General features: G+C 41.2%; 7 protein-coding genes and 1 other RNA gene. All 8 read left to right on the top strand.

The window, feature by feature from the left end; all coding sequences use genetic code 11:
- Positions 1–505 precede the first annotated feature (505 nt).
- The 8 genes from porV (at position 506) to QF042_RS22590 (ending at position 12,829) form a co-directional block, all read left to right on the top strand.
- Positions 506–1,681 carry a type IX secretion system outer membrane channel protein PorV gene (porV, locus tag QF042_RS22625; protein WP_307532431.1) on the top strand — a complete coding sequence of 392 codons (1,176 nt, stop codon included), beginning with the start codon at positions 506–508 and terminating at the stop codon, positions 1,679–1,681.
- A gap of 390 nt (positions 1,682–2,071) precedes the next feature.
- A complete protein-coding gene (locus QF042_RS22620; protein WP_307532430.1) occupies positions 2,072–3,304 on the top strand; it encodes a sugar MFS transporter in 1,233 nt (410 codons plus the stop codon).
- 110 nt (positions 3,305–3,414) lie between these two features.
- Positions 3,415–4,134 (top strand): hypothetical protein, encoded by a 720-nt coding sequence (locus QF042_RS22615; RefSeq protein WP_307532429.1) that lies wholly within the window; start codon positions 3,415–3,417, stop codon positions 4,132–4,134.
- Positions 4,112–6,001, top strand: coding sequence for a helix-turn-helix domain-containing protein (locus tag QF042_RS22610; protein ID WP_307532428.1), 1,890 nt, complete (start codon positions 4,112–4,114; stop codon positions 5,999–6,001). The genes QF042_RS22615 and QF042_RS22610 overlap by 23 nt, the downstream gene beginning before the upstream one ends.
- A gap of 74 nt (positions 6,002–6,075) precedes the next feature.
- The gene (locus QF042_RS22605) at positions 6,076–8,421 is read left to right on the top strand and encodes a TIM-barrel domain-containing protein (protein ID WP_307532427.1); all 2,346 of its coding nucleotides are present in this window, start codon (positions 6,076–6,078) and stop codon (positions 8,419–8,421) included.
- Positions 8,422–9,125: 704 nt separating this feature from the next.
- Positions 9,126–10,730: a glycoside hydrolase 43 family protein gene (locus QF042_RS22600; RefSeq protein WP_307532426.1), complete on the top strand. Its 1,605-nt coding sequence runs from the start codon at positions 9,126–9,128 to the stop codon at positions 10,728–10,730.
- A gap of 743 nt (positions 10,731–11,473) precedes the next feature.
- Positions 11,474–11,839: a transfer-messenger RNA gene (gene ssrA, locus QF042_RS22595) on the top strand.
- A 99-nt stretch (positions 11,840–11,938) separates the two neighbouring features.
- Positions 11,939–12,829, top strand: coding sequence for a toll/interleukin-1 receptor domain-containing protein (locus QF042_RS22590; RefSeq protein WP_307532425.1), 891 nt, complete (start codon positions 11,939–11,941; stop codon positions 12,827–12,829).
- Positions 12,830–12,939: the final 110 nt, after the last annotated feature.

Raw genomic sequence — 12,939 nt, 5'->3', positions numbered from 1 at the left:
CAGTGGTTTTGTGTTCATAAATGCTAATTTAAAAGCTTAAATAAGTACTGAACACAAAACAAAGTGCCGCTGTTTTTTTGATGCGTGTAGGATTGTGTAAAAGGCCCATTGCTGGATTGACAAAGCGCTTTGGGTACTTTGGCGCTCCAAAGTACCATGCCACCGCGGCATAGAGCGGAAAAATCAATATTTGTATCTGAAAATTAGTTTTTTAGAACCAGAATCTTTTAATAGCAGGAAAGATGCTGAACTAAATTCAGCATGACGATCGCCTTAGGCAAGAGGCAAAAATAAATTTAGATTTAAAAACATGTGTCCACACGATAGGCCTGCGTGGGAAAGACGACCGTTTTTTGGAGTCTGCCAATAGTAGCTTCCCGAAGAATCGGGACAAGTAGTCGGAATGCTTTGCGAGGCATTTAAACAGGCCTTTCGACAGGCTCAGGATGACAATCTATATTTATGATACAGCCTCATTTTAGTACATATCTATATATCTAACACAATGAAAATACGATCAACCAGTACACCTACAAAAAAGTGGGTATTATTAATTCTGATTTTTTTGCATCAAATAGTGTCCGCGCAGTCCATAAATGGGATACAAACGGATGCTAGCGCAAGGAACAATATTTACACGGCAGTACCATTTTTGTTGATTACGCCACAGCCAAGGTCTGGAGCAATGGGAAACGCCGGGGTTGCCCTTGATCCCGATGCCAATTCGACAGTAATGAATACATCGTCATTGGCATTTCTTCCGGATGGGGATTTCGGTATCTCTTGCTCCTATAGCCCCTGGCTTAAGCAGTTGGCGCCTGATATGAGCATCTCATACCTGAGCGGCTACTATAGAGTGAACCAGCGAAATACCATTTCAGCTTCGCTTAGGTATTTCTCAATGGGAGAAGTTAATTTCAGCGACGAGAATTTTCAGAGTCTCGGTGTTTACAGTCCCAACGAAGCTGCATTTGATCTGGGCTATTCGCTCAAACTTGGCCCTGATTTTGCCCTTGGCGGAAATATACGCTACATCAGCAGCAATCTTTTTGGTGGTGGAACAATTAATGGTAATAGCGGCTCTGGCAAAGCCCTGGCGGTAGATGTTTCTGCTTTTCAGCGATTGGATATCATGCTTGCAGGCACTCCTGCAGTTTTAAGCTTTGGGCTAAACCTGTCTAATATAGGCACAAAAATGACCTACCGGAATACCGCTCAGTCTTATTTCCTCCCGGCCAATATGAAACTAGGATCGGCACTTAAGATCGGTGAAGGACAAAACAAACTTACATTATTGCTTGATTTTAATAAACTGATGGTTCCAACGCCGCCGGTCTATGATTCAAACGGGAATATAATTAAAGGCAGAGACCCGGACCGGTCGGTGCCATCTGGGATTTTTGGCTCTTTCAGTGATGCTCCGGGAGGCTTCAGCGAAGAATTAAAAGAGGTTGGCATATCAACAGGTGCGGAGATGAGTTTCAAGGAGACTTTGTACATTAGGGCCGGCTACCTATACCAGCATCCTGAAAAGGCAAATACTTCTTATCTCACCCTCGGTCTTGGGATTCATTACAGCAATCTTTCCCTTGATTTTTCATACCTGGTAGGCTCAGGTTATAATCCACTTCGCAATACCCTGCGGTTTGGGATACAAACAAGGTTCAGCAGATTTAAGTAAACCTATAGCCTTGAGTCTTTAAAGGCATCTTCAGCATTCCGGTATCCTGGAAATGTTATAACCTCTTGGTGGCTAAGCCAAAAGCTAATTTGGGTATCTATCTGTTGGATCTGGAAACAAGTAGATACCCTCTGAAATATTTTTAAGCAATCGATTGCTTAAATTAATTATTTTACTAAATTCGTTTAACCAAATATTAATATTTCCAAAAGATGTAAAGAAAATAGGCATCTATTGGTTGATGGAGCAAGCTCATCTGTCAGATTTCGAAGGTTGATATTTTTACAAGTGACATTACAATACCTGTACCGGATAAACAACGCTTTTTTCTTAAGAGATTGATGGTATATGCGTACAAATGAACTGCTAAGCTAAACAAACTAACCATATATGAACGAAAACATCAACAAAAGTGCTTTATTTAACGGAAGTTGTTTTGCCGTTATTACAACAGCCTTTACCTTCTCCATCAGGGCTGGTATTTTACCCCAGCTGGGCAAACAATTTAACCTCACTGCAGAACAGCTTGGATTTATTAACAGCATGTTCTTTTTAGGATTTCCTATTTCCATGATCATTGGTGGATTAGTGTACCATAGTTTTGGTCCAAAAAATATTATGAAAGCTGCATTTGTAGCCCATACTATCGGTATCGTATTAACCATATATGCCGGAGGATATGTAGGATTACTTGTTTCTACACTCTTTATCGGGTTTGGAAACGGATGTACAGAAGCTGCTTGTAATCCCTTGATTGCTGATGCCTATGCAGGCCCAAAAATGAATAAAATGCTGAGCAGGTTCCACATGTGGTTTCCCGGAGGAATTCTTATTGGAGCCCTTATCTCTAAATTTATGACAGATTTCGGAATGGGATGGCAGGCTCAGATGTGGGTTACCATGGTTCCAACTGTAATATATGCGGTTTTGTTTTATGGGAAAAAATTCGTTGAGCCGAGAGCGGATGGAAGTCCATCAATTGCTGAAAATCTTAAAGCAATGCTTAATCCTGTTTTTATATTCTTGTTTATCTGTATGGCGCTTACTGCAATTACCGAATTTGGCCCTAACCAGTGGGTAAGTGTAATTATGAGTAACAGCGGAGCCAGTCCGATGTTGATTCTTGCGCTAACAACAGGGTTGATGGCAGTAGGTCGATTCTTTGCAGGTCCGGTTGTTCATTCATTAGGTCAAACAGGTGTATTATTAACCTCGGCAATCTTAGCAGCCGTTGGTATTTACATGTTCAGTAGTGTTACAGGGCCTCTTGCCTACGTTGCAACCGTAATATTTGCTTTAGGTGTATGTTATTTCTGGCCAGTGATGATTGGAGCAGTTGCCCAGCGTGTTCCGCTAAGCGGTGCTTTAGGAATGTCGATCGTTGGCGGAGTCGGGATGTTCTCAACTGCCATTTTTCAACCTTTTATCGGAAGCTGGATTGATTCAGCAAGAGCAGAAAATGTAGCACTAGGTTTAAAAGGAGGTGCATTGGAGCTGGCTGCGGGGCAGGATACCCTAGTTAAAATGATTGCTTTTCCCAGCATATTGGTCGTGCTATTCATTATATTTTTCTTTTGGCAAAAAAACGTAAAAACTGCAACAATTACAGCACCTGTACATTGAGTAATATTGAAAAATTAGCTGGTGCTGAAAAATTAATAGGGAACCGACATTAAATAAATTCAATTTTATCGGCAATTGTACTGAAATTTCATGAGCACTTTGAAGCCAGAATGAAGCGAACGATCTTCCTTATTTCAATCTTTCTTTTTTTGTTTTCTGATGCGAAATCGCAGGAATTTGTATTTACACCACTTAATGTTCTTCACGGACTGAGTGACAACCAGGTTCGTTATATGCTGCAGTTACCTGATGGCCGTATGGTTTTCAAAACGACTGGTAATATCAACATTTATGATGGGGCAGGGTTTAAGTATATTCACCGAGATTCACAACGTAAATATCCGTTAAAAGCATACGATGGTTTTTACAGGATTTATCTGAGTGGTGATTCCATACTTTGGATTAAGGATTATCAGGAGCTTTTGCGGGTCGATTTGCGCAAGGAGAAGTACACACAAGATTTAGTGAGCTATTTCAAAAAAATAGGTTTTCCAAAGCCAATAGATAATTTCTTCATGGATCCAAAGCAACGGCTGTGGTTGCTTGTCGGTGATAAACTTGTGCTAAGCGATCATACTCATGAATTTGAGTTGTCAAAAGATCAGGGAAGATTACAGGATGTGAGCTGCCATGAAGAAAAATTGTATCTTTTCTACAGTACAGGAAAGCTGATATGTTACGATCTGGGCTCGAAACGCAAGTTGTACAGTGCGGCTGCATATCCCAATACGCATTACTCCAGGTTTGGCAATACTTCCCTGGTTGTTAAAGGTCGCAATGGTTTTTATCAGTTGCGAAATGGGACCCATGGCGGATTCTTTTTTCTTTGATCTCCAAAAACAAACCTGGAGAAAAATCCTGGAGACAAAATATAGCTTAAATACCCTGGTTGTGGATGCAAAGGGCAAAGCATCTATCAGCTGCGCCAAAGGAATTTGGATAATTGATTGCTTTAGTAGTGAAAGACGGTATTGGCCGCTGCTAAACAAAACCGATGGGAGTAAACTTAATACCGAGATCAGCACACTGCTTTATGATAAACAAGGTGGATTTTGGCTGGGAACCCTAAATCAGGGAATACTTTATGATCATCCGGAAAGATATATTTTTAAGCATATCGGCGCATCGTATTTTTCAGGTGCCTTATCAGGCGATATCACGGTGCAAACATTTTCTGAAGATCTATCGGGGAACATTTACCTAAAATGTAAATCCGGATTTTATCGTTACAAGCCCTCTTTAATTAACGGTCATACCCTTGAGAAAATTGATGTTTTTTCAATCCCCTCAGCTGCACGCCGTAAATTGCAATCCCCCCAAATGTTGGTGGATTACAACATCAATCACACTGCAGAACTTATTGATTCCAGGGGCTGGAAATGGACAGGAACGGGAGACGGACTGAGATTGCTTAAACCTTCCGGGAAATTGCATATGTTTTATACCAAGGATGGGTTGTCAAACAATTTTATCCAGGCGATATTACAAGACAGCCATCATAACATCTGGATCACCACCAGCTATGGTATTAACAAACTCCAGATTGATTCGCTCAGTGGAAATGTTCACTTTACGAGTTTCGATTCAAATGCGGGAACACTAGACGGCGAATATACAAATCAGGCTGTTTACGAAAGTTTGAGTGGTGACCTTTATTTTGGAGGAATAAATGGATTTAGCGTTTTGAAACCCGGTCGCCTTTTGCAACGCAAGTTGCCGTTTAAGCCTGTTTTTACTAACCTGTTTTTAAAGGGAGAAAAGGTTGAGCTGGGCAAAAATTATGGTGACCGAGTAATTTTAATCAACAGCGCACCCTATGTGAAGAAGATACACCTTAATTATGACCAAAATTTTCTCACCTTCCAGTTTTCAGCGCTTAACTATCAGAATCCCTCCCAAACCTTTTATCGGTATCAACTGGCCGGGATAGACAAGTCCTGGCGCGAAACCTTCAGTCGCAAGGATGATGGTGTAAACGGGCATGGCGTTCTCGAAATATCGTATACCAATCTGCCTCACGGAAGTTATAAGTTAAGGGTAATGGCTTCTAATAACAATGAAGAATGGAATGGGCCGGTTGCTGAACTTGATTTAACGATTAATGCACCCTGGTGGCGAACGTTGCCTGCAATTATTTGTTTCGTAATATTGGCTTCAGTCCTGATCTTAGCAGCAATATTTGCTTATATTTCTCACACCAGAAAATCACTGGAACGCACCCATCGGGAAGAGCTTTTATTGCTCAGAATCCGTAACCTGATTGATCAGCAAAATGTTCTTCTGGCAGAAAAAGAGAACCTCCCTGCAACAGTTGAGGAGCGTATTGACGCTTTGGAAACCAGAGCCGGCCTCAACCAGGCCGAATCTGAATTTTTAGAACGGGCGATGAAGTTGGTGGAATTGAATATTGAGGTTACTGATTATTCTGTAGAGCAGCTCAGTCGTGATCTTAATATGGACCGTACCGGGCTTTATCGCAAACTCATTACACTGCTCGACAAATCACCATCGTTGTTCATCCGCAATGTTCGCCTGGAGAAAGCGGCGCAGTTAATTCTGGAAGGTAAACTCAATATTTCAGAGATCACTGAAAAGGTAGGATTCAGCAGTTCAAGCTATCTGGGTAAATGTTTTTTCGAACAGTATGGCTGCAGGCCTTCGGAGTACGCCCGCAAGATGAAAAATCAACATCATTGATACTTTTTGCAACATAGTTGTTGTCTTAACATCACCGCTCAGCGGTATGTTTGCTATGATCAAATAAAAACTTTATGATGCTTAAGAAATTTTACAACAAGGCCGGTGGGCTGTTTATGCTTTTTGCATTTTTGCTGACCATGAACGGACGGGCGCAACCTATACAAAAGACCGTACAAGGGCTGAAGTTTGCGACCAGGCAAATGGATATCTCAATCGAATTCTATTCAGAAAATACCGTAAGGGTATACAAAACGCCTACTGGCAAACCTTATCTTAAAACGAGTCTTTCAGTGGTATCTGTACCAAAGAAAGTGTCCTTAAAGTATGCAAAAAAAGGGCAGAACCAGGTCGTAAAAAGCAGCAAAATTCAGGTAGAGGTAAATGTAGAGACCGGAGGGGTTTACTTCTATGATACTTCGGGCAAGGAACTTTTGCAGGATAAGGATGGAGGCACGTTGTTTTCTCCCGTAAATGATGCCGGAACCCCGTCTTTCAAGGTCAGGAATGCTTTTTCGCTGGATAAAGATGAGGCCATTTATGGCGTAGGTCAAATCATGGATAATAAATTTAACCGGCGCAACTCCTCACACCTGATGAAAAATGAAAATATGTCAACTTATTCGCCCTATTTTCTTTCTGTAAAAGGCTATGCGGTATTCTGGGACAATTACTCCATTTCTAAGTTTGAGGATAAACCAGAGGAATTGTCTTTTGAAAGCCTGGGTCACTGTGCTGATTATTATTTCATGTTTGGTGACCATACGGATGGGGTAATCGCTGAGCTGCGCGGACTAACTGGTAAAGCTCCAATGCTTCCGCTATGGGCCTATGGATTCTTTCAGAGTAAGGAACGTTACAATACACAGGATGAAAGTTTAAATGTAGTTAAAAAGTACCGCGACCTGAAAGTTCCACTGGATGTAATCATTCAGGATTGGCGCTACTGGCCGGAATATAATAAAACGGATAGCGCCTGGAATTCGCAAACATTTGATAAAGTGCGTTTTCCCGATCCAAAAAAATGGGTTGATGAGATTCATAGCTTGAATGCGAAGCTATTGATTGTAACCTGGCCGGGCTTCGGTCCAAAAACACCTCAGCGCAAAGAATTCGACAGTAAGAATATGATCATTAATTTTGATACCTGGCCCCCAAAAAGTGGTGCAAGGCCTTATGATGTATTCAATCCAAAAGCACTTAATATCTACTGGCAATACCTCAACAAGGGAATATTCAGCTATATTGGTAACGATGGTTGGTGGCTTGATTCAACAGAACCTGATCACATTAATGCCAAAGAATCCGATTTTGATCTGCCTACACATTTAGGCAGCTACAGAAGTGTAAAAAACGGGTTCAGTCTGATGCACAATAAAGGGATTGCAAGTCATCAGCGTGCTTCAAATCACGACAAACGTGTGGTGATCCTGACCAGATCAGGTTTCATCGGCCAGCAGCGTTTTGGATCCAACACCTGGAGCGGCGATGTTACATCAAGTTGGGAGATGCTTCAAAAACAGGTGCCGGCAGCTTTAAACTATACCTTGATGGGAATACCTAACTGGAATAGCGATATTGGTGGTTTTTTTGCAGGGCGCTGGCGGGATAATGGTGGTAATAAAAATCCTGAATTTCAGGAATTATATGTTCGCTGGATGCAATTCGGGGCTTTTTGTCCAATGATGCGTTCTCATGGAACTGATTTACCACGGGAGATCTGGAATTTCGGTGAACGTGGTTCATGGTGTTTTGATGCCCAGGAGAAATTCATAAAACTCCGCTACAAGCTGTTGCCTTATATATATGGCACATCATGGGATGTAAGCAAAAATAACGGAACCTTTATGCGCCCGTTGATGATGGATTTTCTTGCTGACCAGCAAACCCATGAGATTGGTACGGAATATCTATTTGGCCGTTCGATCCTGGTAGCGCCGGTAACAAAATACCAGGTAAAGAAATGGCCTGTTTATTTGCCTAAAGGAAGTGGCTGGTATAACTTTTGGACGAATAAGTATATCACCGGAGGTCAGACGGTCGAAACAGATGCTCCGGTTGACATCGTTCCGCTATATGTAAAGGCTGGCGCTATCATCCCATTTGGTCCTGATGTACAGTACGCTACCGAGAAAAAATGGGATAATCTCGATATTCGGGTGTATGAAGGCGCAGATGGAAATTTTACCCTTTATGAGGACGAAAATGATAATTATAATTATGAAAAAGGGGCTTACACGACCACGGTGTTTAAATGGGATCAAAAATCGAGAACTTTGAATATCGCCGATCGAAAGGGAAGTTATGCAGGAATGCTGGTGAAGCGAAACTTCAATGTTGAGCTTATCAGCCCAAACTCAAATACAAAAAATACCAGATCGGTCGCATATAAAGGAGAAAGGATTTCTGTGAAATTTTAGTTGAAGCTTTATGTGTGCTTACGAGTATATTAATTGGTGTTTATTGTCAATAAGCTATATACATTAGCCCAATGTTGTTAAGTTAAGAGATAAATCGTAAAAAAGATGTCAAGCTGAGGGATAATTTATTGGATAAAAATCAATATAAATGATGTTTAAATTTCAGGCGGTATATAATTCCCCTCTTTTAGAGGGGTGTCCGCAGGACGGGGTGTTTTGTTTGTCCTAGCCGACACGCTTCTTTCTTTTTGGTGTCAAAAAGACCAGCGTAGCTAGCTTGAACGCAATTGAAAATATGAACACATGTGAAGAAACAAAAAACACCGGCTGAAAATTTATTCATTTGTATTATAGTTTTCAGCTGCATTCATGAGGGCTTCGCCGTTTTCTTTTGAAGCTAGTGGGTTGGCTTGAGCAGTGCGGTCCGAAAAATTTGTTAGGCCGTATTTAAGTAAAACGGGGATACGGTGCTACGGCCTAGTTGAGTGGAAATACAAAATCGGAATAAGTAGCTAATATTTAGATGATTACAAAAAAGTCAATGGTAGCGCAGTCGAAGGGCGTTATTTGCGTTTTATCAATCTCAAGAAGTCTTCGACTAAGCTCAGATTGACGACCGCGGTGCTTTATGCCTGCTGATTAGCTTGATGAGAGTATAATACTAATTTTACAAGGCTGTGTAACCTGAACTGAAACTATAATAAATGAGGGCGCTATTTAGAATACTGAATTTTTGGATAATGATCATGCTGATTTCACCATGTGTTTTTGCACAGGATGGTGCTGAAAAAGTAAAGTGGGGAGCCTGGGATAAGTGGGGAGATCTGGGAGATGGGACTTACAGGAATCCCCTGCTGCCCGGCGATTATAGTGATATTGACTGCATCAGGGTTGGAACTGATTATTATGCCATTTCTTCTACTTTTCAATTTTCTCCGGGCATGGTCATACTCCATTCAAAAGACCTGGTAAACTGGACAATAGCCGGGCATGCGGTAAATGACCTCACGCAGATCTCGGCTAAACTCGGATGGGAGCATATGGACAGTTATGGAAAAGGGATCTGGGCAGGGGCCATCAGGCATCATTTAGGGAAATTCTGGATTTATTTCGGAACGCCTGATGATGGGTATTTCATGACCTCCTCTAAAAGTATAAATGGACCCTGGGCACCCCTGGTTAAGGTTTTGGCAGCCAAAGGCTGGGATGACTGTTGCCCGTTTTGGGATGATAACGGACAGGGCTATCTGGTCGGGACAAATTTTGCGGATGGCTATAAGATCCACCTGTTCAAACTTACACCAGATGGAAAAAAGATCATTACCGGATCAGATCAGGTAATCTATCAATCGAAGGGGAGCGAGGCGAGTAAACTTTACAAGATTAATGGCCTGTACTACCACTTTTTTAGTGAAGTAAAGGATGATGGAAGGGCGGTGATGATCAGGAAGGCGAAAGCCATAACAAGGCCGTACGGGCCTGCAAAACAGATCGGGCATGCACAAAAGAATTTTCACGAACCCAATCAAGGTGGGATAATCGATGCACCTGGCGGGAAATGGTACTTTCTTACCCATCATGGCTCAGGCGACTGGTCAGGCCGTAATATGAGCCTTCTGCCGGTTAATTGGATTGATGGCTGGCCTATACTCGGCAAAGTGGGTGCCGATACCATTGGCAATATGGTGTGGGCTGATAAAAAGCCCATTCAGTCTTCCGGTAAAGTTTTGCCACAATCAAGCGATGAATTTGATCAGGGCAAAATCCAGCCACAATGGGAATGGAACTATCAGCCACGGGCAGAAAAAATTTCCCTAACGGAAAGGAAAGGCTGGTTAAGGTTAAAGGCTTTCAGACCGCTCGAAAAAGACAATTTATTGAAGGCTGGGAACACCCTTACACAACGTTCCATGCGGACTGTTAAAAATGAATCAGTTGTTAAACTTGATTTGAGCGGGATGAGCGACGGCCAAAAGTGTGGCCTAACCCATTTTGGATCTCCCTTATACGCCGCATTCGGTGTATCTCAAAAAGATGGTAAAAAGATACTCGAACTGAAGGTAAAAAAGAATGTTTTTGCCGGCCCTGAGATTAAGGGCAATATGCTCTGGCTAAAATCTACCTGGGGCCTCGATGGATTGAGCCAATATTATTATAGTACAGATGGATTGCATTTTACCGCCTTTGGTACGCCATACCAGTTAAGCTGGGGGAGTTATAGAGGCGACCGTATCGGCCTGTATAACTATAATAACGAAAACGACTCGGGATATGTTGACATTGATTATTTTAGGTATACCTATCACTAATAACTTATCGCGATTAGTAACCTATCGTGTGGACACATCTTGTGGTTTGGTTTTTTTATACGTGTTGCTAGCTTGCTTTAATAAATTATAGGTTTTACCGAAGAACGCCGTCAATCCCAAGGGCCGGGAGAATCAAAAAAACAGGAGTAGTTCATTACAATTAGCACGAACAAACCTGAAACGCAGTGGTTTTGTGTTCGTAAGCACTGAATTAAAGCTCAAAAAAGCATTGAACACAAACCCCGAAGGGCTCAATCAGGCCTAAGGAAAACACAAACAACACCTGATTAAACAAAGTGCCGCTGTTTTTTTGATGAGCGTGAGATTGTGTAAAGGGCCCATTGCTGGATTGACAGAGCGCTTTGGGTACTTTGGCGCTCCAAAATGCGCCAGCATTCTTGAGCACAGATAAAAATAACATGATGTGCGAAAAACTACCATGCCACCGCGGCATAGAGCGGAAGAATAAATAAATATTTGTGTCGACACTTGATAGCTTTTTTAGAATCAGGGGACTCTTAAATAACAGGAAAGATGCTGATCCCGAAGCTTCGGGACAGCATGACGATCGACCTAGGCAACGACGCCAAAAACAAATGTAAATTAACAGAGATGTGTCCACACGATAGGATTAGTAACCCATCAGATTTTATTCTTTACAGGCTAATGAATTGAATTGTTATTTAATACAGTTTTTCGTATATTTGTGGTCTGGTATTTTTTTTACCAGTAAAACTTTCTCTGGGGCCGTTCTTGGATTTGACGGGGTGGCGAAAGTTATGTTAGCATGCAGTGCGTTGTTCGGAGAGCACTTAAAGTGAACGATCACATTTTAGTTGGCGAAAATACTTACGCCTTAGCTGCTTAGTTTAGAACTAATTAGCTTTTGTCCCTCTAACTGCTGCATTGTTGGGTTAGAATCCGGGGCATCGAAACAACAAAGCTGGCTTTAAGGAGATACGACTTAAAGTGAGATCAAGTATCTAAGGATTTAAATAAGGTCGGTTTTCAGCCCGTTTATCTCCCGAAAATCAATTGAAAAATAAGCATGTAGAAGGTATAATTTATCTCACAACTGGACAAGGGTTCGACTCCCTTCGGCTCCACAAGAAGCGGTTTAGAGACCCTCTAAACCGCTTTTATATTTAAGAAATAGTGCCGCTTCTGAATTTGTTTTAGTTTGATTTCCCACAACTTCTTATTATGTTATGTCAAGTATTTTTTTGAGCCACACAAGTTTTGATAAGCCCTTTGTTGAAAAGCTTGCTAATGACCTGACACGATTAGGCATTAATGTATGGTTTGATAAATGGGAAATAAAAGTAGGGGAATCTCTTTTCTGGAAAATAGAAGAGGGGATTAGAGCCAATGAATATCTGGGTATTATTTTATCACCACAAGCACTTACCTCAGAATGGGTACGTAGCGAATTGGGTGCTGCATTTGCAAAGCAAATTAGGGGAAAGAAAATTGTCGTTCTGCCTATCCTTTACCAAGATTGTGATATACCATTATTATTTCAGGATAGAAAGTATGCAAATTTTAAGAATGATTACAATGAGGGGCTATGTGAATTGGCAAATGTTTTTGGCATAAAAAACACAGCGGTTATTTCTGTTAATAACTGGAGGAATTTCAAGCGAGATAAATCAGTCAATTGGAAGATTTACAGAGAAAATAAATTTGAACTCATAGTGACAAAACTTGTTGATCATGCCACTGAATACAACTGGTCTTCATGGGTAGGAGCAAAAACATCTTATTCAATTACTTTACGTGCTTTTATAGATCAGCATAAGGAAAAAGCCATTAGTATTAAATTGGATGGAAAAACCAATGCTTACTGGGCTACTATGGAAAGTACCTGGAACCCAAATCATTTTAAATCGTCAGATTTTAATATTTATGTAGGAAATACAATCAATGAAGTAGAGGAGTTTGTATGGCGGCAAATGGAGGATTTTAAAAAAGCTTATGGGAACCCAGTCGAGAAAGGTACGAATCATACTTATAAGTTCCTTTCAAATGATGAAAAGATGGATGTTATAAATATGCTTACTCAAAAAATGAATTGGTATAAGGGGACACAAGTTCCCTAATTTAGGAGATGCTGATATTCCCGCTATCTTCAGGAAGCACTCATTTATTAACTTCCGCTTGCCACACAATGGGAATAATGCATTCGGGTGCCGGCTTATAGGATTTGTAT

Origin of the sequence: Pedobacter sp. W3I1 (assembly GCF_030816015.1) — a bacterium.
In the GTDB taxonomy this organism is placed as follows: domain Bacteria; phylum Bacteroidota; class Bacteroidia; order Sphingobacteriales; family Sphingobacteriaceae; genus Pedobacter.
The sequence above is the reverse complement of the archived record's forward strand: the minus strand, read 5'-3'. Positions and strand labels throughout refer to the sequence as shown.